Consider the following 25,092-nt stretch of genomic DNA (forward strand, 5'->3'; position numbering starts at 1 on the left):
GAAGAGGTGTCGGGGCATTATCTTCGACGATCCTGCCCTGATCCATAAAAATGACCCGATCAGCCACAGAACGCGCAAATCCCATCTCGTGCGTTACACAAATCATGGTCATGCCATCGGCGGCAAGTTCTTCCATCACATCCAGAACTTCTTTCACCATTTCTGGATCAAAGGCTGATGTCGGCTCATCAAATAACATGATACGAGGACGCATTGCCAGACTGCGTGCAATGCTATCCGAGCTTTCTGCGATGCTCAATGCATAGCCGTACGGATGTGACGAACTAACAGCCCGCCACCGATGTCTTTGAATTCGTAGTTCAGTCTCTTATCTTCGTAGTTCGTCTACCATCGCGTTGATCCAGTTTGCTATAGACATCTGTCAATTGGGAAACGGGTACGGAGCACTTCTTCGTCCTTGCTATATCTTCAAGAACCCTGTTGCGGTTCCGTAAGGCATCGATTTCAACTTTTTCAGGCGATTTCGGATCCATGAAAAAGAGCGCCGGAAAGAATAGAATAGCTCCCGTAGCCCCAGAATGATATTTTGCCCTGAGCCTGTGAACGCTCTTTCAAAGTCGCCACTATCTGGCGTTCGTTAGCAGCAAACTCGCGAAATTCCCACGCAGTCAAATGCGCTGTCGGCTGGATGCGTTGCTGCGATCGGTTTTGCTTCTCGTCCACCACAGCCTGAGAGGATCAAAGATACACTAAGGATCGAAAAGACTGTGACAAAGTTTAATTTTTTGGGAGCAAAATTAAAGTACATTTATAATTCTCATTATTGATAAAACAAGCATATTGAAATATGAATTTATTCAAATTAATAACTGTTTGAGTTAATTTACATTAAATGTCAATTGTTTTTAATATTAGTTTTTACATGCAGTAACTATATATATTAAAAACATGCAGATACACCCAATTAATAGCAGGCATTTATAGATATTCATTATATCATTGGCGATAAATATGGACAGCATTCTATAATAGAAAACCAAATTGATAAGTACAAAACTAACAATTCGTCATATGTGATTGAATCAGCATGAAGGGTGTTCTGGATATAAAGCGTATGAGCAGTGTTAAATCTTCTCGCCGGGCAAGCCGCAGGCTTGCTTTATCCAGTCCGCGAACAGCGCTTCGTCAAAGTCTCCAGGTTCAAAAATATGAAAATACCGCACGTTGGCTTGCTTTGACGGTTCGGGTGGCATTGGTGTCAGGTCTGTCCCTTTGAAAAAGGTTATTTTGATATATTTCGTCATGCAGTGGAACGCAGTGAAGGATGTGCCGTCCCCTACTCCATAAAATGGAGTGTTCCAGCGAACCTTTTTTGAAACATTTGGCACCAGATTCTCAATAATGGCGTCCAGCTTTTGCCCCACATCTCGTTTCCAACCGGGCATGGCAGCGATGTAAGCCCGAACAGGTTCATTGCCGTCTGCCTTTGGAATTTGCGGATTCCCGCCGCTGAGAAGAACCGGCTTATCAGAAGCTGTTTCTTGGGGGCTGGCTTTTTGCGCCAATGATTTGGTCCCTCTCTTATAATTTTGTTTGATTGTACCGTCTCGTGCACAATGCACAACCCGTCTTTCCCAAGAAGGAAGCGGTTGCGCCTGAGTTTGAAAATTATAAAGTGAGATTAGAGCGATGAACCAATTTGCAAGACTGTGAAATCGCGCTGCAGATAGCGGTTCATCACATCTGACAAGATTGGGTTTGCAGCGGTCTCTGCTTTCGGCGCAACAATGCTAACCACGCCTGCACAAAGTTTGCCTGCCTGAACGGCATGCCCGGAAATATCGCCTTCTACCGTTCCAGCTACCGTTTCTTTCCAGGAGGCAACGACGCCGTTGACTGCCTGCTCGGCCGTTGAACAGTCGAGATAGGAAAGTGAAATGACGACAGCGGGTGCATTATCGATTTGGGCATCGGCGATAAATCCCGCAAAATAGGGAGGAATCCCCATTCTCTGCCACACTGTCTTTGAAAGACTGCTTTGCGGCTTCTATATCACCTGGCGAAGAGGGCAATATTTTTGCGGGATCAACACCGTCCAGACCAAAAATGGGAGATATAATCGCGGCCTGCACAATCTGACCGTTCTCTGACGGAATTGCACTCTTCAGCCCGTTAACAGCTGTAGCAATGATTTCGCTATCAGCCACCGAGGGCGTGGGTTGAGCCAATATCTTCATGTCACTTGCGGATGAGGCTTGAACCACGGCAGCATCAAGAGGCAAAACGAAGCTCGTTGCGCCGGTTGCTCCGCGCCAGGGATTTCCAGCATTCGCTTTCGTAAAATCAAGCTTGTTGGCTTCGCCATTTGCAATGAGACCTGAAACGTCACTGTCTACATCAGAAAAATCAGTGTCTTTAAGCGCCTTGACCAAAGATTGACTGGCTTGTTCATTCTGTAGACCCCAATAGGTAACGTTACCCGGGGCCTGACCAAAAGCGGCAAAATAGGTGAGATCGTCGAAAGAGATCTTTGCGTTTTTCGACCAGGCATCCAGTCCATATCCGATCGATTCAAGCGACCGGATTGGTTGTGATAGAACAAGCCTTCGCATTCCGTTAGCTGACGGCCCTGCTTTTTCCAAACCCCGCCACGCTTGCGTGTCCAGGAAAAATATCTGCATCGCTTCGGGTTTTGTAAGTGTCTTTTGCGGTATTTGTTTTAAGGCCTGCTCCAAAACATGTGTGCTGTCCTGTGCGAATGCCGAAGTACAAAATCCTGCCATAAGGCACAGCGCAATAGCCTTCAAACGCATCAACTTTCTCCCGTTCTCAGTTTCTCTGGCGACATCAGAGCCACACAAGTTTGGTTTGACCATTCGCTATGGCTTGCTGTCAACCTTCAAGGGCAGACCATCATTGGCAGTTCAGAGAACCTATCGTGGCGGCTGGAGAAGTGATAACGAATGTATGTTCTCGTACCCCCTATTTTTGATGAGTTTAACACCAGGATTCACGCGGCCAATTTCAGTTTATGTGCGGGTGTAATGCCACCAACTCCCATACTGGGGAAATGCAGTCTTTATAATGCGGTCCGCCGTGTAGCCCACCAGCATAGCAAAGACCCAGCCGTGATCATTGACACACCGAAGAAAATTCGATGCCCGGTCGAATTCCAAGCCACAAGCACGTGAGAACTGCTGCAAGTACTGGCGTGAAATAGGATGCGGTTGCGAGAAGTGAGATATTCCCATGACATACACCCCGGTTCCAACACGCATAAGCAACAGCAGACATCGCAGCAAAAACTAGGATTTGCCCCAGACCATTCCAATGAAGGACCAGTGCAGGCCCATCACTGATCGTATACTTGGTCCACAGTACAGCTGCGGTCAGCAGAAAATAAAGTGGAACCGCGCTTTTTCCATTATCAAAATGGCGCGTAACAACGGAGTACAGCCCCCATAGCAATGCGGCCGAGAATGCATAAATATAAGCTAACGGGTTGTCCTGAATATTATGAAAAATAAGATCCAGAGATAACTCATTGTCACCTTTCATAACCCAACCGATACCCATTAAGCAAAAGCCCAATGCAACAGCAAGGAGCCATGAGCCGCGCTGTTGTCCCGTCAGAACAGCAAACAGGATTGTAACGCTGGGCCATAGATAATTTATCATGCCCAGTTCCAATGCCTGATCGCGGTTGTGCGCAAGTCCTATCGCCAGCGCCAGCGAAATCTCATAAGCAACGAACAGAAGGCCGCTATACCAGATTCCTGGGTTTTTCAGATCGCGCAGCTTTGGAAGACCGAGAACGAGGGCACCAAGCATGCCACTTGTCGTATAGATCAGGGCAGCACCTGCGATAGGTCCAAAAATTTCCGACACACTGCGAATGAACCCAATCGATACACTCCAGAGCGGAATGGCAATCATGCCAACCAGTGTCGAAAGTTGAGTCTCATTTGATACATTGTCGAGTGTGGTAAGATTTGTCATTTCATGTAATCGCATGTGGCTGCATATCTCCACCCGCTTTGAGGTAAGGGCTAGATCTGCAGAACTCTCTGAATTCAGTTTTCGTATTGTGGAATCGTCAGGATCAAGACGTGGCACTTTTCAAGTGAACCGGGTCGTGGAATAGCTGTTGCTTTATGTGCGGCCTGAAGGGCACTCCAAAGAATTGATTGCGAGCCGCTATACCGCTTTAATCAAACAAAGTGTTGTTTATTTTTGTCTCTGAACGTTTCTTTTCCATGCTTCACAGCTTTGTGAAAAGCAGGCTCCACAACAATAAACCTAAGCTTCTATTTCGATCCGATTATTGCACTCATTGTAATATAATCGCAATATTTGCATCAATTGTCATCAACAATCGATCCCATTAGATTGGCTTCAACAAGATTATGGAGCGGTCATGCCGCAGAAAGGCAAACATCATGCTGAACCAGATCAGAGGCCTTCATCACGTCACGTCGATGGCGGCCGATGCACGCCAGAACAACAGCTTCTTTACCGATACACTCGGCCTGCGTCGCGTGAAGACGGTGAACTTTGACGAACCAAGTGTTTATCACCTCTATTATGGTGATGAAGTCGGCACCCCCGGCTCGGTCATGACTTACTTCCCGTTCCCGAACATCGTGCGCGGTCGTCCGGGCGTTGGCGAAGTCGGTGAAACCGAATTCGCTGTGCCAAAGTTCGCTTGGCTTCTGGAAAGACCGTCTGGTCGCAAAGGCGTAACCGGCCTTGAAGCTGACCGCGTGTTTGGCGCTGAACGTCTGCGTTTCCAGGGGCCGGATGGCGATGGCTTTGCACTCGTTGAGATTGACGATGACAAGCGTGCGCCATGGATCAGTGCGGGCGTTTCCGAAGATGTAGCTATCCGCGGCTTCAGCGGCGCACGCATGCGGCTTCACGACATTGACGCCAGTGCCGAACTGCTCAAGTTCATGGGTTATGAACGCGCTGAAACCGAAGGCAATATCAGCCGCTTCATCATTCCAAATGGCAATGGTGCCGATACGGTTGATCTCGAAGCCCTTCCTTCGGCACAGGCTGCACGTCAGGGCGCAGGTTCTGTCCACCACATCGCCTTTGCGGTGCCGGACCGGGCTGCACAGCTTGAAGTGCGCAAGGCGCTGATGGACACGGGCTATCATGTCACGCCGGTGATCGACCGCGATTATTTCTGGGCGATCTACTTCCGCACCCGGGCGGCGTGTTGTTGAAATCGCAACCAATGAACCCGGCTTTGACCGCGATGAAGACACGGCGCATCTGGGCGAAGCACTCAAGCTGCCAAGCCGCTATGAGGCCTATCGTGATCGCATCGAAGCCAATCTCGAGCCTTTGACTGATAAATAACTGGATGCCTCCGGCTTTGCCGGAGGCACCCTCCTTTGGAGGATTATCATGACAAAAAAGGAATATTTCAGCTTCCGGCGCGAAGGTGTTGCCGGTTCTCCGGTCGTCATCGCGTTTCACGGCACAGGTGGCAATGAGCACCAGTTCACCGGCCTGATCGACCAGATACTGCCCGATGCAGGCATTGTCGCGCCGCGCGGCGATGTATCGGAATTCGGTGCCAATCGCTTCTTCCGCCGTACAGGCGAAGGCGTCTATGACATGGATGACCTTCACCTGCGCACGGAGAAGATGCTGGGCTTTATAAGCGAGGTTCGCGAGCAGAATCTGGGTCGTGAAATCTATGCGCTCGGTTATTCGAACGGAGCAAATATTCTGGCATCCATGCTGTTTCGCGACCCAAACCTGTTTAACCGTGCAGCACTCATGCATCCGCTGATCCCATGGACACCGGAACCGCAGCCCGCACTCTCCGGCAAACGGGTTTTGATCACGGCTGGCGAAGTCGATCCGATCTCGCCACTCAAGCTCTCAAAGAGCCTGATTGAATGGTTCAAAGCACAGGGTGCAGACGTCAAATCCCTGATTGCACCCGGCGGGCATGAAATCCGTCCCGTTGAATTGGAGAGCTTGCGGAATTTTCTGCAATAACTCAAAGAGTTGAGATCATCATCCACTTCAATAGCCATAAAAAAGTAGCGGCTTTTTCAAGCCGCTACCCTGTCGCTTCAAATCTGACTGGAGGTTATCAAATCCGAACGAACGATCAGATCAGAACGAACGCTGGAAGCGAACCATGCCCTGCCAGGCCTTTTCGCCCTTAAGTTCCGAGCGGTCATCCGACCACTTGGTGTAAGAAATTTCAGGCGTTACAGTGAAGCCCGGCACCAGAGTGTAAGCTACGTTTGCAGTGGCTGCAAAACGGCCGACATCTTCATAAGCTGCCTGAACGTTGATCGTTGCCTGCTTGGTTGCCTTGAACTTGGCACCACCCAAACGGCCCAATCGCCACCCCATGTACCGTAGAAGCTGTCGATGCGACGAACACCGCGCCAGCTACCATCAGCAAAGCGCTGTGTAACCGTGTAGTTGTCATCGTTCGACTTGTATGCGCCCTGCACCCAGACCGAGAACTGTTCGGTCACGTTCACATCGAGGCGAACTTTACCGGCCCACTCTTCGTTGAGTGCGTCATAAGCTGCAACACCAGCAATCGAACCCCATGACTGAGCAAACTTCAAGCCACCAACAACATGCGGCGTGTAGTCATCGATTGTGACGTTGACGTCCGAGTCGCCATTGCCACCCTGTTCGAGAGCGATTACAGCCGAGAAACCGTTGCCGCCCTTGAAGCTATAGCTGATGGCGTTGGTGCGCGTGCCGCCGGCCAGAATGACGTCGTCGTTCATGACATCGCCGAGGTAACCAGTAAAGGTCACGAACTTGGATTCATCGAGACCAAGGCGAAGACCGCCGAGTTCGATATATGCGAAGCGGAGCTGGCCGCTTGCGCCGTTTTCACCGTTGTTCCAATCATAGCGCACGTCGGCATAGGTCTTAAGTGTGCCCAGATCCGTCTCGGACGCAGTAGAAAAACGAAGTTCAAAGCGGGACTTCATGTCATAGGTGTCGCGTTCCAGCTGCGACAAACGCTTGGCGTAGACGTTATCGCCCCCCTTTAACGTCATAACGAAGATAGCCGTGAATACGTAGGCAGGTTTCGGTGCCTGGGATGTAGAAATAGCCCGCGCCATAAGCATCGCAAACGCGGACATACTCTACGGCTTCTGGCTCTGGTGCAACGATCGCATCAGCAGCCTGTGCAGCCGACACAAACGAGAATACTGCAGCCGAAGCGCAGAGAAAATTCTTAACCCTCATAAAATAACTCCATAAGCGAGGTGTGACGCGAGGGCTTATAAAATATAAAATCACTAAATCAATAAATATAATGTGTATTTTTCATGAAATTATTTTTTGTTTATAAAATTAATACCTCACAAATATGTTTTAATTCAATCTCAAATAGTTAATATTGATTCGAATCAATTTAAGTAAGTATATTTTGATTTTTATACCCATTTGAACAGCTAGCTAGCATGGTTTGATGACAGAAATTTAACACCCTGACATATTTGACGGGTGTCGAACTCAGGAACCTGCCTGCAAGAATTGTGGTTCAACTTCTGCCTCGTACAGTAGCCAGACCACCGATACCTTAAAGGAATATGTATGAGGGAGCTTGAGCTCAAACGCTCTAAAGAGTATCAGCACTCGTTCTCTCGTTTCATTTTAATACTGATAAGGCGCATACGGCATGAACCCAGAATTTATCGTCACGCACTCTGGGGGCTTTCATGCCGACGAGTTGATGTCGAGTGTCATACTCACCAGGCTTTTCCCTGATGCCCAGCTTATTCGCAGCAGGGACCGCAATTGGATTACGCCAAACGTTGACCGCATTATTTACGATGTAGGCGGCCTCTATGATCCGGAAGCGCGTATTTTTGATCACCATCAGCGCGGCGCACCGCACCGCGAAGACGGACAACCCTACAGTTCATTTGGTCTGATCTGGAAGCATTATGGACACGACTACCTTATGCTCTCCGGCATTCCCGAGACGGATGTAGAAGCTATTCACGCGTCCTTTGACCAGAATTTCGTACTTCCAATTGATCTGGTGGACAACGGCGAACTGAGCCCTTCTATTGCCGGACCACTTGCGGGGGCTGACCCTGCCCACACTTTTGGAGACGCTTAAACCCGTCTTTGATGAAACAAACCCCGAGGCTGATGATCAGGCGTTTCAACGCGCTTTGATCATTGCCCGCAGTTTTGTCGAAGCAAAAATCGCAGGAAGTGCAGCGAAATTGCGGGCTGAGGCCATTGTGCAAAATGCAATTGAAGCTGCAGGCGAAAATCGGGTGCTGGAACTTCCGCTCGGAATGCCTTTCCGGTCTGCAATCGTCAAAGCTGGTGCCGATCATCTGCTGTTTGTCGTTCATCCTAGAAATAACGATTGGTGTCTGACGGGCATCCGTAAATCGGATGATGGGTTTGAATTACGGGCTGACCTTCCTGCAGCTTGGGCTGGGTTAACCAATGGCGATCTGGAAGCAGCATGCGGTATTGAAGGTGCAAGCTTCTGCCACAATGGCCGTTTTTATTGCTGCAGCACGCACCAGAGAAGCTGCAATTGCGATGGCTGATATCGCCGTTCAGGAAGCTTTGAGCGGTCAGTTATGACAATAGCTATTGATCGCAATTAGAGCGCATCCCGAAAAGTGTGAAACGGTTTTCGGGATGCGCGTTAAAAACAAATATTTAGAGCGACGATCTGATCCAATCAGATCGAAACGCACTCTAAAAAGAGGCTCGAGAGAGCCTCTTTTAGTATCGACATGGATAATATAAAGGATGGTTATTCCTTCACCGCTCCAGTCATCGACGAGACGTAATAGTCGACAAAGAATGAATAGAGAATGACAACCGGCAGCGACCCAAATAACGCACCGGCCATAAGCGCTCCCCACTCAAAGATATCGCCGCGCACAAGTTCAGTCAGCACTCCCACAGGAACGGTCTTGTTTTCTGAAGACTGAATAAATGTCAGTGCATAGATGAACTCGTTCCACGAAAGAGTGAAGGCGAATATACCTGCCGAAATCAGCCCTGGAACCGCAAGAGGCAGAATAATCCTCCACAAAATTTGCCAGCGACTTGCACCATCAACGAGTGCACTTTCTTCCAGCTCAAATGGAATCGAGCGGAAGTATCCCATCAGCAACCAGGTACAGAATGGGATAAGAAAGGTCGGATAAGTAAAAATGAGAGCCAAACGAGAGTCATAGATCCCAAGTTTGAAGACGATAAATGCCAGCGGAATGAACAGGATTGATGGTGGAACAAGATAAGCCAGAAAAATCAGCAAGCCTACCGAGCGCGAGCCGGTAAAGCGGATACGTTCAATCGCATAGGCGCTTAGAACTGATGTTACCAGTGATATGAACGTTGCACATGTCGCAACGAGCATCGTATTCCATAACCAGCCCGGATATGACGTCTCAAACAACAGATACTTGATGTGATCGAATGTGGCATCGACCACCCAGAATGGGCTGTAATTGTCATAATCTGTGAGCTGTGAATTTGGCTTAACTGCAGTGATTGCCATCCAGTAGAATGGAAAGAGCAGCACGAAAATAAACAGCGCAATGGGTATATAGATTGTCACCACTCTTCTAGGCAGCCTGTTGAGATAAGACATGCCCTGGGTGTCATCAGTAACCGTATTGATCGCCTGATCCTTGGCTTTCATGATTTTCTCCATTCTCAATCACCTCCGCCCTGCTGCCATTTGCGGCGTTGCAAACCGAAGAAGGAGAACATAATTGCGGCGAGCAGGAACGGGATCATTGCGACCGCTATCGCAGCACCCTCGCCTAACTGGCCGCCCGGAATTGCACGTTGAAACGATAGGGTGGCCATGAGATGCGTCGCGTTCACAGGCCCACCTTTGGTCAAAACATAGATCAGCTGAAAATCTGTGAATGTGAACAGAACGGAAAACGTCATCACCACAGCGATGATCGGCGTCAGCATCGGTAATGTCACATGCCTAAAACGCTGCCAGCTGGATGCACCGTCAAGGGAAGCTGCTTCCTGCAAGGATGCTGGAATGGTCTGCAGGCCCGCAAGGAGAGATATCGCCACGAAAGGAATGCCGCGCCAGACATTGGCAGCAATGACAGACAATCGTGCATTGGTTGGATCGCCCAGAAAATTGATGGGCTGGTCAATCAGGCCGATCTGCATGAGCGACCAGGATATAATGGAAAACTGTGCGTCGTAGATCCACCAGAATGCGAGTGCTGAAAGTACGGTTGGCACCACCCACGGCAACAGTACAATTGCGCGGAAGAAAGATTTGATCGGCAAATTTTCGTTCAGCAACAGCGCAAGCCAAAGGCCCAAACCAAATTTGAGAACAGATGCGACGAACGTATAGAGGACCGTGTTGAACACAGATAGCCAGAAAACACTGTCGTCCCAGAGAAACTCATAATTCTCAAGGCCAATAAAAATGCCGTCGCGTCCTATCTTGGTGTCGGTGAAGCCCAGCCAAACCCCCCAGGCCAAGCGGATAGGTAAGGAAGCAAAGCAGAAAAACTGCTGCAGGCAGCATGAACAAAAATCCAAGCATATCGCGATTGTTGCTCAGGCGCGGTCGGGCGGGACTTTGCTGCGCCGCATCGCTCCCGGAGTCTTTTGTATTCGTCATCGTCATGGATTGCACCTCCAGAACACCAGAGCATTTCTGGTTGAAGTTCGATCACGAGAAATGTTCTATCTCACTGTTTTTGCATACATCTTGTTCCGAAAACCGCTTCGCTCTTTTGCCGGAAATGCTCTATGCGAAGCGGAGGCGCAGGCTTTCACCTACGCCTCATGATTATGTCGGTCACACGCGATAATATCTGTTCGCCCGCTTTTCAGCGCTTGCCATCGCTTCCTCCGGAGTTTCCGCTCCTGTGACTGCAGAGGCAAACATATCGACCAGAACGTAGTCAGCCATCACGGCCGCTGACGCATATCCCAGAGGGCCTGCATACCCATTCGGCCGCAGGGTTTCCGATGCTCGGGCATAAGGCGCATGGATGGGATTCTCCGTCCAGACCGGATTGTTTGCGAACGCCTTAAGTGGCTGGCAGCAATAGGCGCTCGACCCCTTGATCCATGCATTCATCTGGTCAGCTTCCATCATGAACTTAAGGTAAGCTTTTGCGGCTTCTGGATATTTTGTATGTTTGAACACGAGCAAAGAACTGGTCTGATGCAATTCAACGCTCTTCCCAACAGGTCCAATTGGGAAGTTTGTACTGCGCATATCCTCAGCAATTTCAGCAAGCTTCGGGTCATTCTTCGCAGCGTAATAGATCGAAACACCGTTCGCAGTTAATGAAACCTGCCCCGCAAGAAACGCGCGATTGTTATTGATGTCCAGCCAGCTTTCCGTACCTGGAATAAATGTGGCGTAGAGCTCTTTTGCGTAATTCAATGCGGCCAGTGTTTCAGGCGAATTGATAGTGACTTCGCCCTTTTCATTGACCATTTGTGCGCCGTGGCTCCACAACAACCAATGGGCGTAGTTGTTGCCATCACCAACTGCTTTACCATGTGGAAAGCCCGCTGGCGTGCCTTTGGCTTTCATCGCTTTGCAAAGCTCCAGGAAGCCTGCGGCATCCTTGGGGAACTCGCTAAAGCCTGCTGCTTTCATATGGCTGTCACGATAAACAATGGCATTGCCGATTGCAGTCAACGGCATGGCAATGAATTTATCATCCCGAACTGCATATCCCTTCAACCCATCATAGAAGCCGCCATACTTACCGTCGAGATATGTACCCAGTTCCGTGAGGTCTACGAGCTTGTCGGGATATTGATGGGCATCATCGAACCAGCACATGACAATGTCCGGGCCAGATCCAACATTGGCTGCGACCGCTGCTTTGGGGCGAATATCTTCCCAGCTTTCCTTATCAATGCGGACTGCAACACCAGTGGCATCGCTGAATTTCTTTGTGTTAGCAAACCAGCTCTCTTCGTCGCCCTTCACGAAAGGTGTCCAGCGCAAGAGCCGAAGACTTGCGCCTTCTTCGGGTTTATATTGAGGTTCGGCAGCAAAAGCCGGAGAGTAGCCAAGGCCAGAAAGACCTGCAGCGCCAACAAGGCTTGCTGTTCCTGCAAGAAATGTTCTTCTTCTGATAGTCATTATGCTCCTCCTCCAAAGATGGGACTTCTCGTTGATCACATCCGCTGTCCCAAACCACGGATGCAGAAATCTGGTGACATGCGTCTTTCCCAGAAACGGCACACCGAAGGCTCCTCTCCTTTTGGTGCGCGGAATAAACTCAGGCCGACAGCCGCATTCCATCCTGTTCATCGAACAAGTGAACATTTGCTGGATCAATTGAGATTGAAATCATCTCGCCAGGGCGAACGTCGACACGTTCGCGGAAAATGCAGATATTTTCTGTTCCGCCAAAATTCACGACGATATGTGTTTCATAGCCCGTTGGTTCAATGACGACGACCGGCACCTGCATGCCCGCGCTATCAAGCCGGATATATTCAGGACGCAACCCATAAACGAGATCGCGGCCGACAGCGGCCGGATAGGCGCGAGAAAGTGGTAATCGCATACCATCTTCAGCAACAAATGTTTTTGGATCTTCCGGGGGCGAGCCTGCCCTTGATCATATTCATTGCGGGTGAGCCGATAAATCCTGCGACAAACAGGTTGCTCGGATTATCATAAAGCTCCAGCGGTGAGCCAATCTGCTCAACGCGCCCGTCATGCATGACCACGATCTTGTCAGCCATTGTCATCGCTTCAATCTGATCGTGGGTTACATAAACGGTTGTCGTCTTAAGTCGATGATGCAATTCCTTAATTTCTGCACGCATAGCCACTCGGAGCTTGGCGTCGAGATTAGACAGTGGCTCATCGAACAGGAAAACCTGCGGATCACGAACGATCGCGCGCCCCATGGCAACTCGCTGGCGCTGCCCTCCTGAAAGCTGACGCGGATATCTGTCGAGCAGATTTGTCAGACCGAGAATACCAGCCGCATAGTTCACCCGCTTCTCAATTTCGGCCTGTGGCGCAGAGTTGAGCATCAATGAGAAAGCCATATTCTTGGCAACTGTCATATGGGGATAAAGGGCATAGTTCTGGAACACCATAGCAATATCGCGTTCCTTGGGCGGCAGGTTATTTACTGTTCTTCCGCCAATGCGAACCTCCCCGCCGGAGATATTCTCCAGCCCGGCCAACATTCTCAAAAGGGTTGATTTTCCGCAGCCAGAAGGCCCAACAAGAATGACGAATTCGCCATCTTCAATATCAATATTCACGCCTTTGATAACAGGAAAGGTACCGAAAGATTTCACTACCTCAGCGAACTGTACAGCTGCCATGCGTATCCTCCCAGAGTGTGATCGATAGTTTATGTTTTTTGGAAAAATGAAAACGCCAGCTCCTCACTTCCGACATTTACACCTTCGCTATTTCTCTCCTTTGTTAGACTTCATACCATTGCAGCAGACGACAGTATCAACCGCGCCCGACTAATGGCATTTTGGTTGCCATCACCGTCATGGTCAACACATTAGCGTCCAAAGGCAAACTCGCCATATAAACAACTGCATTGGCAACATGTGTTGGGTCAATTGTTGGTTCTGCGGCAATCGTCCCATTTGCCTGAATGACACCAGTCGATATTTTCTGCGTCATGTCACTTGCAGCGTTCCCGATATCGATCTGCCCGCAAGCAATATCAAAGTTACGCCCGTCAAGTGCCGTCGACTTCGTCAGGCCAGTGATGGCATGCTTGGTCGCAGTATAAGGCGCAGAGTTTGGACGCGGTGTCGTCGCTGAAATTGATCCGTTATTGATGATGCGACCACCACGCGGCTGTTGCGCTTTCATGATGCGAAATGCCTGTTGTGTGCACAAAAACGCACCTGTCAGATTGGCGCCTACAATTGCACTCCAGTCATCGAAACTTATTTCCTCTAAAGGAACACCTGGCACCAAAGTACCCGCATTGTTGATCAGAAGATCCAGTCGTCCAAATTTGCTTTCGATGTTGTCAAAAAGGGTACGCACTGACACGGGGTCGCTTACATCCGCTTTGAAAGCGTGGAAATGTCCACCCGTATCAGCTGTAAGTTCCTTAACCGCCTTATCGAGAACCTCACCACGTCTGCCCGAGATGATGACCTGATAGCCTGCAGTGCCAAGCGCTTTTGCAATTGCACGGCCGACCCCGGTTCCCCCCACCTGTCACAAGTGCAATGGGCTTATTTCCTGCAGCTGATCCAGCGCTCATTACTATTATTCCTCCTCGTTCTCGTCTCTGTACCGCTTAATAGCTTCATTCAAAAAGGCGCATCCATTTTAGTCCATCAACGGTAGACGTTGCCGGACGATATTCAGCCCCAATAGGTTTTTGATAGCCAAGCTTATCGAGCCAACTCAAAATATGTCTGTAGTTTAACTCCCCGTGATCGGGTTCTGCACGATCGGGAACGGACGCTATCTGAACATGACCGATATGCGGCATCAATGCTTCAAGCCGTTTACTGATATCACCCTCCATGATCTGGATATGATAACAATCAAACATCAGCTTCAGATTGTCCTGACCGAGCTCTTCGATAATCGATAGACCTTGCGCAGAAGTTCTCAGAAAGTATCCCGGCGCATCGCGTTCATTCAGGGGTTCGATCAGAATAGTCATGCCATAGATAGATGCGCGCTCGCAGGCATAGGTGAGATTACTCAGAAAAGTGCGATGGGCTTCCGTTCCTTCACTACGTCCTGCCATGACGTGTATATTGGGCACGTTAAGTTCGCTGGCATAGGCGATCGCCTGATCAATAGCCGCGCGTGCTTCGCTTTCACGGCCCGGAACGGCTGTAAGACCATTATCTCCAGCTTCCACATTGCCGCGACTAGTATTGAGACCCAGCATTGGCAACCTGGTCTCGCGAAGAGCGGCAGCTATATCCTTGATATCATAGGAATAGGGCCAATGACATTCCACAGCATCAAAGCCAGCCTTTTTGGCTGCGCGTATAGCATCAGGAAGAGGCAGCTCTTGCCACAGGAAACCCAAATTGGCCGAGAATTTCGCCATATTACTCCCACTCCACATCAAATTTTTCCACGATCTGACTGATCTGCGCATCGGTTAAGAGCTTGGGTTTCAGCCCGTGGGTCAACAAAGCAAGTTTGGCCGTTTCTTCGAGTTCCTCGATCGCGTAAACCGCTGCTTCCAGATCTTTCGATGCAACGACAGGGCCGTGATTGGCCAACATAACCGCACTTCGCTTACCAGCCAGCCCGCGGATTGCATCGCCGGTTGCCGGATCACCCGGCAAAAAGTATGGCAAGAGCTTGACCTTGCCGAGCTTCATGATCGAATAAGCCGTTAGAGGCGGCAGCATGTTATCGGGATCGATATTTGGTAGCATTGAAAGGGCAACCGAATGGCACGAATGCAAATGCACAACTGCCCCGGCCTTGGCACCGCGCGTTTCATAAAATGCGGAATGTAGCGGCATTTCTTTTGTGGGACGATCACCGCCAACCAATATCCCTGCCTCGTTGAATAGCGATAGTCTTTGAGGATCAAGCCCACCAAACGAGCTGCCTGTTGGCGTTACCAACAAGCGCCCGTCGGAAAGGCGAGCTGAAATATTTCCGAAGATCCACCTGTAAGCCCCGATCAAACATCGATTTTGCTAACCGGCAGATATCCTCTCGCAATCTTGCTTCTTCGCTCATGCGACCTCCAGCATCTGAAGTGCATCGGAGAAGAAGGACGCGGTTCCAAAATTGCCGGACTTAAGTGCGAGTGCGACGGTTTCATCGCCAATTTTGGCATAGGTCCATGGAACACCGGGCGCGATTTCTTTACCGACCCTGAGCTTCGAGACTCCAAGTGCCTGAGCAACTGCGCCCGATGTTTCACCACCAGCGACCACAAATCGACGTATTCCAAGTTTGAACGAAGCGAGCGCCAATTCAGCGAGCGCCTGTTCAACAATTTGTCCGGCCCGTTCCACACCAAGCTTCGATTGCGCCTCTTGCACAGACGTTGGATCAGCACTTGCATAAATCAGCTTCGGCTTTTCGGCCGGTTGTTTTTGAAGCCAGTCGAGCGCATCCGCGATACCACGTTCGGCCAGAACTGTTGGGTTCAGCCGATAACTCGCAGCCCTATCACGATAGAGTTCGACCTGCTTGAGAGTCATGGCCGAACAACTGCCTGAAAGTACAATCTGTCCCTTCTGCACCTGAGGTTCAGGTACAGTTTCAGTGGTTTGGCCAATCATACCGGAGCCAGCGAGAAGTGCTGGCAGTGGCATAGCGAGAGCGCTACCTCCACTGATTAATGGGAAATCCAGTGAGGCTTCCGCGATAATTGAAAGATCATCATTCGCAACCGCATCAATAATAACGTGTGCGATGCCGTCAGCCTCCAGTTCCCTTAATCTGGATTTGAGAGCTTCCACTCCACGCGCGACAGTAAGCCGGTTGACGAGGCCCACTTTTCCACGCACCTGTGGCGTCAACAATCTGACCAGACTGGAGTCGCGCATGGGCGTTAAAGGATGGTCTTTCATCGCGCTTTCGTTGAGAAGCGCTTCTCCCACAAAAAGATGCCCCATGAAAACATTACGACCATTTTCCGGAAATGCAGGGCAATAGATCGTCTGAGACGTGCCTATATCGGCCATCAACGCTTCAGCAACTGGCCCTATATTGCCTTTTTCAGTGCTGTCGAAGGTCGAGCAATATTTCCAGTAGAAGCGTTTTGCACCGCGAGCGCTGAGCCATTCATAAGCAGATCGCGCCTGATCAACAGCCATGTTTTGAGGAATTGTACGGCATTTAAGAGCGATAATTTCGAACGCTGCGGCGTTGCCTTCAGGTTCGGCTTCTGACGGCAATCCAAGTCGCAAAGAAACTGGATAGCCACTTCGAGCCAAAAGACCTGCGAGATCGGTTGCTCCGGTAAAGTCGTCAGCAATGGCGCCTAAAACAATACCCATCGTCTAATCCGTCATTCCGGGCAATATTACATCGCTTTTTAAGGCGAGAATCTTTGCTACAGCTGCGTCATCCTGAGGTCCGAATCCGGCACCGGCAGCCTGATTAAAGAGTTCCAGTGCTGTTTGACTTAAAGGTGTCGACCCTCCAGCCTCGGAAGCTTCGGAGGTTACTATGCCCAGATCCTTGACAAAGATATTCACTGCAGAACGTGGTGTGTAATCGCCTTCCACAATGTGCGGTCCGCGATTTTCGAACATCCATGAAGAACCCGCCGAAACACGAATGACGTCGAATACTGTCTGAAGGTCTAATCCAACTTTTGCTGCAAGAGTGAGAGCTTCTGCTGTTGCCGCGATATGTACACCGGCAAGCAGCTGATTGATCATCTTGACCTTCGAGCCCAGTCCGGGCACTTCACCGAGACGAAATACCTTGCCAGCAACAGCATTCAAACTGGACGCAGCAATGTCAAAGGCTGCGTTCGAGCCAGATCCCATCACCGTCATTTCGCCTGTGAGAGCCTTTTGATGCCCACCCGAAACCGGCGCGTCTATAACCAGCATGCCCGCCGCTTCGAGGCTTTCGGCTATTTCGACGGTGGCGCTCGGCGCCATAGTTACGCACAAAAGAAAGACTGTGCCTCGAACAGCGCTTGCCAATGCACCTTTGGCGCCGAACAGGACATCCTTTGCCTGATCAGAATTCACAACGAAAACGAATACTACATCGCTAGGCCCCGCCTCGGCTGCGGTTGAGTATGCCTCGCCGCCTTCTGCCGCGAAACGTTGCAAAACCTCGTGACGAACATCCACGCCTTTAACATGAAAGCCTGCGCGCAATAGTGACGTGGCTGCCCCCCAGCCCATGGAGCCAAGTCCGATTACAGTTACTGTCTTATCCGGCGTCACGTCATGTCATCCTTGGTTCAATTCATCTTCGATATGAATTTTGATGATTTCATCGAACGATGTATCCGCGACAAAGCCCAACTCGATCGCGCGACTTGCATCAAAATCTTGCGCCCAGCCATCAACGATCCCAGCAATAAGCGGATCGCGTTCTTTACGGATCAACGCCACGGCTTTGTCGCCGGCAACTCTTCGCAATGCTTCAATCTGTTCACCAACTGTGGCTGAGAGGCCTGGCATGTTCAAAACACAGCGATGGCCGAGGCGCGCAAGATCAATCGTTGCAGCATGCAGGGAAAACCCACTGCACGGCGAGGACTGACATGCCAATGTCTGACGGTTTCATCCACCGGCAGAATTGCTTCCTTGCCTATGAGGGGTTCACGCAGGATATTGGAGAAAAAGCCGGACGCAGCTTTATTTGGCTTTCCTGGGCGAATACACACCGTCGGCAGCCGGATTCCGATGCCGTCCAAAAAGCCTTTGCGCGAATAATCCGCGAGCAGCAGCTCGCCTATTGCTTTCTGCGTTCCATAGCTTGTACGCGGCGTCAAAAAGAATTCATCATCAATTTTCTCTGGAAAGGGTGCCCCAAAGACAGCAATCGACGATGTGAAAACCACACGTGGTTTATACGGAGAGATGTCCCTTTGTTTGCGAATAGCTTCAAACAGATATCTCGTGCCATCAAGATTGATTGCATAGCCTTTGTCGAAATCGAGCTCGGCTTCACCGGATACGATCGCTGCCAGATGAAATATAACGTCTGGTCGACCTGCAACAAGAGTGGTTGCTACTGCGGGATCAGAAATGTCTGCGGCATAGGTCTCAACTTTGCCGGAATATCCGTCTGGGGCAGAAGGCGAGATTACGTCCACCAATGTCAAAGCATTGACTTCCGCTCCGGCAATACCTCCATTACGGCTGATGGCTTCCGCAAGTTTGCGTCCGACCATTCCTGCCGCGCCGATAATCAAGACATGCATACAGTTTTGCCCTTCTTCATTTGGTTACATGCAGTTCATTTGCAGCCTTTGCGACAGCACATACGTGCTCATGGCTACCGAGTTTCGGCGGCCAAGGACTTTTTTCGTGGAGACATAAATTCGTTCTTCATGCGCGGCAAAAGCTGCCATCGCTGCAACCCGATCACGCTTTTCCAACGCGCTCAAGATAACCTGATGATCAGCAAAGCTCCCATCGACGGCACCCCGGCTGCGCCATGGCGCGACGACGATGCTCCATCATGTAAGTGTAAAGATCTGTCACGATATCTGCGAGAAGCGGATTCCCGCATTCGCGATAGATCGCCACATGAAACTCCCGATCACAGATCAGAAAGCGGACTGGGTCATCCATGCAACTCGCCTGAGCATCAAGAGACCGATGCAACAATTCCAACGCATCATCCGAGATGCGCTCAGCTGCATCGCCGACAATCTGCTGCTCGACAAGCAAGCGCGCTGCATGAACCGCATGCACATCGTAAAGATCGACATTGAGGCGAGATGTTATACCGATAGAAAGCCCGGTCAGATCGATGCTTGCCACACGCGTTCTTGCGCCTTGAGCGACCTCAAGAATACCACGCGCTGCCAAAATCTGGATCGCACCACGAACAGTTTGACGACTGACGGAAAGTGCCGTCGCCAGCTCTCTTTCCCCCGGGAGCTCATCACCGATACTCAGCAATCCAGAAGCAATAAGGGCGCTGATCTTGTCTGCGATCACATCGCGAATGGTGCGCCGCTCAAGGTTGCGCCCGAGCCCTGCACTCTTATCGAGTAAAAGATCGTGAACAACGTTCAAGCGACACTCCACTGATCTACTGGTTCATCCACTAGTCCAGTTACACTCTGCGACGTGAAGCTTTCTGTCAAGAGACTGCCGCGTCCAGCAGATCGAGTTTCAACAATTTCTAAATACCGAAACGCTGGCAAGGCCAACAAATATAGCGTCGATCAGCCATCCTCCACGCGGCAGCACGCGCAAAAAGCAGAAGCGGCAGTTGCATTTCTGTGTATTATCAATAATTATCAATTATATCTATAATTTGATTCTTGAGGACCTTATTCGTGCAAGTTCAGACATCAAAATCGCCACAACTCGAACGTAACGTATCAGAATTACCTCCCTACACCATCAATCAAGCTATTATTATCTATAATTTACCGTTCAATGATCTGTTGTTCCGCGCTCAGAGCGTTCACCGCATGTATTTCGACCCCAATGCCGTGCAGATGAGCCGCCTTTTATCGATAAAAACCGGCGGGTGTGCGGAAGATTGCGGCTATTGTAGCCAATCCTCTCGCTACCCGACCGGCCTAAAAGCCTCAAAACTGATGGAAGTTGAGAAGGTACTCGGAGAAGCCCGCAAGGCCAAGGATGCAGGCGCAACGCGCTATTGTATGGGCGCAGCATGGCGTAGCCCGAAGGACCGCGACATGGACACACTTGTTGCCATGGTTGAAGGCGTGAAAGCGCTCGGCATGGAAACCTGCATGACACTGGGCATGCTGACAGATCAGCAAGCACATGACTTTGCCAAAGCCGGGCTCGATTACTACAATCACAACATCGACACGTCCGAACGTTTCTATTCTGAGATCATCACCACCCGAACGTTTGAAGACCGGCTGAACACGCTTGAAACTGTGCGTGTAGCAGGCATCAAGGTTTGCGCCGGTGGAATTTTGGGCATGGGTGAAACAATCGACGACCGCATCTCGATGTTGCTGACGCTCGCTAATCTGCCCGTACCGCCGGAAAGTGTACCAATCAATCAGCTGATCCCCATTCCCGGCTCAAAATTGGCAAATGCCAAAGCTATCGATCCGATTGACTTCATCCGCACAATTGCATTGGCGCGTATCTTGATGCCGACCTCGCATGTGCGCCTGTCTGCCGGGCGCACCGAAATGAGCGACGAAATGCAGGCGCTGTGTTTTTTTTTGCTGGCGCGAATTCTATCTTCATCGGCGACACGTTGCTAACGGCCGATAATCCCGGCGAAGACCACGATACTGCTCTATTTAATCGTCTTGGTATTTCTCCCATGCCATTGGAACCGGCAGCCGGTTGATGACTATGCTCGCCAACTATTCAACAGCGCTTGAAGGCCTAAAACGCAAAGCACGACTACGCAGACTGGCGCCGCCGTGCGGCATAGATTTCACGTCAAATGATTTTCTCGCACTTGCCAATGCGCCACGCATGAAAGCAGCAATCCGTGCAGCGATGGATAGAGGCGTTCCGACTGGAGCCGGAGGTTCGCGTCTGCTGCGCGGCAACCATCTGGAACACGAAGCTCTCGAACTGGAAGCAGCCGCTTTTTTTGGTGCTGAAAGCGCTCTTTATTTCGGCAGCGGTTATATGGCCAACTTCGCGCTTTTCGCGACTTTGCCAAGACGTGACGATCTCATTCTGTATGACGCACTTATTCATGCCAGCACCCATGACGGCATTGCGGCCAGCAAAGCCGCATCGATTAGCATCCCCCACAATGATGCTAGTGCCTTTGGTGAAGCAATCCGCAACTGGCGCAACAAAGGCGGCAAAGGGCGCCCATGGATTGCCGTGGAAAGCCTCTACTCAATGGATGGAGACCAGGCACCGCTTACCGAACTCGCTGCAGTTGCCGATCATCATGACGGATTTCTGGTGATCGATGAAGCGCATGCCACCGGCGTCTTCGGCACTGGTGGTCGCGGACTGGCAGCAGGCTTGGAAGACCGAGAAAACGTGCTGGTCTTGCATACCTGCGGCAAGGCGCTTGGCGTGTCGGGTGCATTGCTTGTTATGTCAAAAGTATTGGCAGATTATCTCGTTAATCGTGCACGGGCTTTCATCTATTCCACTGCACCGTCGCCGCTTATGGCAGCAGGTGTTCGCGAAGCACTACGTATCATCAATGATGAACCTGAACGGCGGGAAGCGCTCAATGCTCGGGTCGCCTTTACGGGTCAGGCATTGAAACAACGGTTCGGTATTACGCCAAGCGGATCGCATATCCAGCCGGTCATCATCGGCAACAATGCGCAAGCCTTGCAAATTGCCGAGGCTCTTCAGGAGCACGGCTTTGATGTCCGCGCCATCCGCCCGCCAACTGTGCCTGAAGGCACAGCGCGTCTGCGTCTCTCCATTACGCTCAATGTCAATCAACAGCAGATTTCTCACATGCTGGATTGCCTAGCCGCAACCATGAAAGAGTACAAGGCATGACCCTCCGTTATGTTATATCCGGCACTGATACCGGCATCGGCAAAACGGTGTTTTCTGCGGCCATCACAGGCATATTCAACGCCCATTACTGGAAACCTGTACAATCAGGACTGGATGAAGAAACGGACAGCGAAACCGTTGCTCGTCTAAGCGGCGTGCCAACCGCGCACATATTGCCGGAAGCCTATCGCCTGAAAGCACCCACCTCGCCTCACCTGTCCGCTCGGCTTGAGGGTGTGGAAATCGATCCGACCCGGCTTGAACCACCCGCCTGCAACCGCCCACTGATTATAGAAGGCGCGGGCGGCCTGCTGGTACCGCTAACCGATACAACAGTCTTTGCAGATGTCTTCGCTCGCTGGCGCATTCCTGTCATTCTCTGCGCCCGTACATCGCTTGGCACGATCAATCATACGTTGATGTCCATCGAAGCGCTGCGCAGCCGCAATATTCCTATTCATAGCGTGGCCTTCATCGGCGCTGAAAATATCGACACGCAGACAATTATTGCCAAGATTGGACAGGTGAGAATACTCGGGCGCCTGCCCATTTTGGACGAGCTGACAAAAGAAAGCCTCAGCCGAGCCTTCCATGAGAATTTCGATATGGCACCCCTGATGGAGACAACCGCATGACCCGCTCTCCTGTCTGGCATCCGTTTACGCAACATACCCTTATACCGCCGATGAAGCGCATCGTCGCAACCGATGGCGCTTACCTGTTCGATGAAGACGGCACTCGTATCTTCGACGCCATCTCGTCATGGTGGGTGACAACGCACGGCCATCGTCATCCCATCATCATGGATGCAATCCGCGCGGCGACTGAGAGTTTAGATCAGATTATTTTTGCCGAGTTCACCCACGAACCTGCAGAAATCCTTGCCAGAGGCCTGCTCGAATTTGCCCCACACGGCCTGAGCCATGTCTTCTTTTCTGACAGCGGATCAACCGCTGTCGAGGTTGCGATCAAGATGGCGTTGGGGAGCTTCTACAATCGCGGCATCGTGCGTAATCGCATTGTGGTGATGGAGCACGGCTATCATGGTGACACCATCGGCACCATGTCTGCGGGGAGAGCGCGGCGTGTTCAACGTTCCGTTTGAACCACTTCTGTTTGGCGTGGATCGCCTTCCCTTCCCCGATGCGGAGAAAGAACAGGAGACCCTTGATGCGTTTGAAAGTTTTTGCCGTTCGGGAAAAGTCGCTGCCATTCTCATTGAGCCACTGGTGCTTGGCGCAGGCGGCATGAAACTTTATGACAAAGCGGTACTTTGTGCACTTAAGGAAATAGCCAGTCGCTACGGTTGTCTGTTTATCGCTGACGAGGTGATGACCGGATGGGGGGCGTACCGGTACGCACTTCGCTTGTGATCAGGTGGGCATTACACCCGATATTCTCTGCACTTCAAAAGGCCTGACCGGAGGCTCCTTGCCACTGGCGGCAACGCTGTGCACTGCGGAGGTTTTCGATGCGCATCTATCGCAAGACCGCAGCAAAACCTTTTTCCATTCCAGTTCCTATACTGCCAATGCAATTGCCTGCGCCGCCGCTGTCGCCAATCTGGAAGTCTGGCGCAGTGAGCCGGTTGGGGCGCGCATTGCTCAGCTTGCTGCACAACATGCGCGTCAGTTGCAGCGTTTCGAGAATGACGCACGATTTACCAGTATCCGGCAATGCGGTACTATCGCGGCACTCGATCTTGCGTCGCCTTCCAGCGGTTATATGGCCGAAATAGGACCACGCTTGCGTTGGCTATTCCGCGAACGAGCCATACTTTTGCGCCCGCTGGGTAACGTCATCTATCTGATGCCACCCTATTGCACCAGTGCTGAAGAACTTGCTGCCACCTATGATGCGATTGATGAAGTCACATCAATGGTTTCAACTGAGGTTGTTTGATGCCCAAGATTTCTTCCCGTCTTGCCGGCTTTGGTCATGCCGTACCTTCGCGTATCGTTCACAATGCGGAAATTGAAAACCAGCTTGGCCTTGAAAAAGGTTGGATAAAAAGGCGTACCGGGATTCAAAAGCGCCATTGGGCAACGGAAGGTGACACATTAAGCGACCTTGCAGCCGCAGCCGGAAAAATGGCCCTCGACAAAGCGGGAATTGCACCGGATGAAATCGCTATGACCTTGCTTGCAACCTCAACGCCGGATCATCTTTTGCCCCCGTCAGCACCGCTGCTTGCGAATAAGCTTGGGCTGAATCATTCCGGTGCCATCGATCTTGCCGGTGCCTGCTCCGGCTTTCTCTATGCGTTGACACTTGCTGATGGCTTTGTACGAACGCAAGGCAAAGCGGTGCTTATCGTGGCCGCGAATATTCTCAGTCGCAGGATTAATCCGTTGGAACGAGCGACTGCAGTTTTATTCGCAGACGCTGCAGGCGCAGTTGTGTTGGCCCCATGCAAAGACGGACAAAGTGGCCTTAAAGCAGCAGCAATGGCATCAGACGGCAGTGGTTATGGCCTCATCACCATTGCAGCAGGCGGCAGCAACAAACCCTTTTCGCCGGAGACCCCTACAGATCATTCTCTGATGACAATGCGTGACGGGCGCGAGGTTTTCACACGTGCCGTCGATCTGATGACAGACACCTCACGCCAAGTGCTGGACGAAGCAGGTATAACAGCTTCTGCTATTGACCATTTCATCCCCCATCAGGCCAATATCCGTCTTTGCGATGCGGTGCGTCACAATCTGGGACTTGAGGAGAATAAAATGGTCCGCACAATCGCCACCTATGGCAACTCATCAGCAGCAACCATCCCGTTGTCGCTTTCTGTCCAGCATCAACAAAAGCCATTTGAGCCACACGAGCAATTATTGATGACCGCCGCAGGCGCTGGCTTAACCGGCGGCGCTGCTCTCTTTGTTGTTTGACGACACTAGGTTTTTCCAAGAGGATCGAACCCGGCGCTTCCAATTGCGGCTTTGATGACCCGCCTTCCGCTACAGCACCGGATACAACACAAAACGCTGGTAAACGGAAAAAACAGCC

At 50.9% G+C, this 25,092-nt stretch carries 13 protein-coding genes and 13 pseudogenes; 8 read left to right on the forward strand and 18 right to left on the reverse strand.

The features are described from left to right. The 6 genes and pseudogenes from C9380_RS20360 to yddG all read right to left on the reverse strand — a co-directional run. A pseudogene (locus C9380_RS20360) lies at positions 1-235 on the reverse strand (amino acid ABC transporter ATP-binding protein); the annotation flags it as partial. Positions 236-320: 85 nt separating this feature from the next. Beyond that, positions 321-769 (reverse strand): annotated as a pseudogene (locus C9380_RS20365) (hypothetical protein). 316 nt (positions 770-1,085) lie between these two features. Then, a complete protein-coding gene (locus C9380_RS20370) occupies positions 1,086-1,526 on the reverse strand; it encodes a DUF1801 domain-containing protein (RefSeq protein ID WP_247877631.1) in 441 nt (146 codons plus the stop codon). Positions 1,527-1,642: 116 nt separating this feature from the next. Continuing rightward, positions 1,643-1,969 (reverse strand): hypothetical protein, encoded by a 327-nt coding sequence (locus C9380_RS27120; RefSeq protein ID WP_217284097.1) that lies wholly within the window; start codon positions 1,967-1,969, stop codon positions 1,643-1,645. After that, positions 1,917-2,774: a hypothetical protein gene (locus C9380_RS20375; RefSeq protein WP_217284098.1), complete on the reverse strand. Its 858-nt coding sequence runs from the start codon at positions 2,772-2,774 to the stop codon at positions 1,917-1,919. The genes C9380_RS27120 and C9380_RS20375 overlap by 53 nt, the downstream gene beginning before the upstream one ends. Before the next feature lie 319 nt (positions 2,775-3,093). After that, on the reverse strand, positions 3,094-4,077 hold the full coding sequence (gene yddG / locus C9380_RS20380) for an aromatic amino acid DMT transporter YddG (protein ID WP_217284099.1): 984 nt from the start codon (positions 4,075-4,077) through the stop codon (positions 3,094-3,096). A 323-nt stretch (positions 4,078-4,400) separates the two neighbouring features. On the opposite strand from yddG, the pseudogene C9380_RS20385 reads away from it, so the two are divergent. Together C9380_RS20385 and C9380_RS20390 are read left to right on the forward strand one after the other, a co-directional pair. Continuing rightward, positions 4,401-5,328: pseudogene (locus C9380_RS20385) on the forward strand (VOC family protein). Between the two features lie 48 nt (positions 5,329-5,376). Next, positions 5,377-5,979 (forward strand): alpha/beta hydrolase, encoded by a 603-nt coding sequence (locus C9380_RS20390; protein WP_105535132.1) that lies wholly within the window; start codon positions 5,377-5,379, stop codon positions 5,977-5,979. A gap of 120 nt (positions 5,980-6,099) precedes the next feature. On the opposite strand, the pseudogene C9380_RS20395 reads toward C9380_RS20390, so the two are convergent. Beyond that, a pseudogene (locus C9380_RS20395) lies at positions 6,100-7,209 on the reverse strand (porin). A 436-nt stretch (positions 7,210-7,645) separates the two neighbouring features. On the opposite strand from C9380_RS20395, the pseudogene C9380_RS20400 reads away from it, so the two are divergent. After that, positions 7,646-8,577: pseudogene (locus C9380_RS20400) on the forward strand (MYG1 family protein). Positions 8,578-8,752: 175 nt separating this feature from the next. Here C9380_RS20400 and C9380_RS20405 read toward each other — a convergent pair. From C9380_RS20405 to C9380_RS20455, 11 genes and pseudogenes are all read right to left on the reverse strand, one after another. Then, positions 8,753-9,649 carry a carbohydrate ABC transporter permease gene (locus C9380_RS20405; RefSeq protein ID WP_105535271.1) on the reverse strand — a complete coding sequence of 299 codons (897 nt, stop codon included), beginning with the start codon at positions 9,647-9,649 and terminating at the stop codon, positions 8,753-8,755. 14 nt (positions 9,650-9,663) lie between these two features. Further along, positions 9,664-10,618, reverse strand: a pseudogene (locus tag C9380_RS20410) (carbohydrate ABC transporter permease). 174 nt (positions 10,619-10,792) lie between these two features. Then, complete coding sequence (locus tag C9380_RS20415; protein ID WP_128094486.1) at positions 10,793-12,103, reverse strand: ABC transporter substrate-binding protein; 1,311 nt, start codon at positions 12,101-12,103, stop codon at positions 10,793-10,795. Between the two features lie 139 nt (positions 12,104-12,242). After that, positions 12,243-13,311, reverse strand: a pseudogene (locus C9380_RS20420) (ABC transporter ATP-binding protein). Between the two features lie 136 nt (positions 13,312-13,447). Further along, positions 13,448-14,225, reverse strand: a pseudogene (locus tag C9380_RS20425) (SDR family oxidoreductase). 45 nt (positions 14,226-14,270) lie between these two features. Then, positions 14,271-15,035: a hydroxypyruvate isomerase family protein gene (locus tag C9380_RS20430; RefSeq protein ID WP_128094487.1), complete on the reverse strand. Its 765-nt coding sequence runs from the start codon at positions 15,033-15,035 to the stop codon at positions 14,271-14,273. 1 nt (position 15,036) lies between these two features. Further along, positions 15,037-15,685 (reverse strand): annotated as a pseudogene (gene otnC / locus C9380_RS20435) (3-oxo-tetronate 4-phosphate decarboxylase). Beyond that, the gene (otnK, locus tag C9380_RS20440; RefSeq protein WP_128094488.1) at positions 15,682-16,956 is read right to left on the reverse strand and encodes a 3-oxo-tetronate kinase; all 1,275 of its coding nucleotides are present in this window, start codon (positions 16,954-16,956) and stop codon (positions 15,682-15,684) included. The pseudogene otnC and the gene otnK overlap by 4 nt, the downstream one beginning before the upstream one ends. Positions 16,957-16,959: 3 nt before the next feature. Continuing rightward, positions 16,960-17,865 (reverse strand): L-threonate dehydrogenase, encoded by a 906-nt coding sequence (gene ltnD, locus C9380_RS20445; RefSeq protein ID WP_128094489.1) that lies wholly within the window; start codon positions 17,863-17,865, stop codon positions 16,960-16,962. A 6-nt stretch (positions 17,866-17,871) separates the two neighbouring features. Continuing rightward, positions 17,872-18,851, reverse strand: a pseudogene (gene denD, locus C9380_RS20450) (D-erythronate dehydrogenase). A 24-nt stretch (positions 18,852-18,875) separates the two neighbouring features. Further along, positions 18,876-19,674 (reverse strand): annotated as a pseudogene (locus tag C9380_RS20455) (FadR/GntR family transcriptional regulator). A gap of 332 nt (positions 19,675-20,006) precedes the next feature. Between C9380_RS20455 and bioB the strand changes: the two are divergent. From bioB to C9380_RS20480, 5 genes and pseudogenes are all read left to right on the forward strand, one after another. After that, positions 20,007-20,947, forward strand: a pseudogene (gene bioB, locus C9380_RS20460) (biotin synthase BioB). Next, positions 20,947-22,086, forward strand: coding sequence for an 8-amino-7-oxononanoate synthase (locus C9380_RS20465; RefSeq protein WP_128094490.1), 1,140 nt, complete (start codon positions 20,947-20,949; stop codon positions 22,084-22,086). The pseudogene bioB and the gene C9380_RS20465 overlap by 1 nt, the downstream one beginning before the upstream one ends. Then, positions 22,083-22,721 carry a dethiobiotin synthase gene (gene bioD, locus C9380_RS20470; RefSeq protein ID WP_128094491.1) on the forward strand — a complete coding sequence of 213 codons (639 nt, stop codon included), beginning with the start codon at positions 22,083-22,085 and terminating at the stop codon, positions 22,719-22,721. Before C9380_RS20465 ends, bioD begins: the two co-directional genes overlap by 4 nt. After that, positions 22,718-23,988, forward strand: a pseudogene (locus C9380_RS20475) (adenosylmethionine--8-amino-7-oxononanoate transaminase). The gene bioD and the pseudogene C9380_RS20475 overlap by 4 nt, the downstream one beginning before the upstream one ends. Next, a complete protein-coding gene (locus C9380_RS20480; RefSeq protein WP_128094492.1) occupies positions 23,988-24,974 on the forward strand; it encodes a beta-ketoacyl-ACP synthase III in 987 nt (328 codons plus the stop codon). Before C9380_RS20475 ends, C9380_RS20480 begins: the two are co-directional and overlap by 1 nt. The last annotated feature ends 118 nt before the right edge of the window (positions 24,975-25,092 follow it).

The sequence above is a fragment of the Brucella pituitosa genome (assembly GCF_003049685.1).
Taxonomy (GTDB): domain Bacteria; phylum Pseudomonadota; class Alphaproteobacteria; order Rhizobiales; family Rhizobiaceae; genus Brucella; species Brucella pituitosa.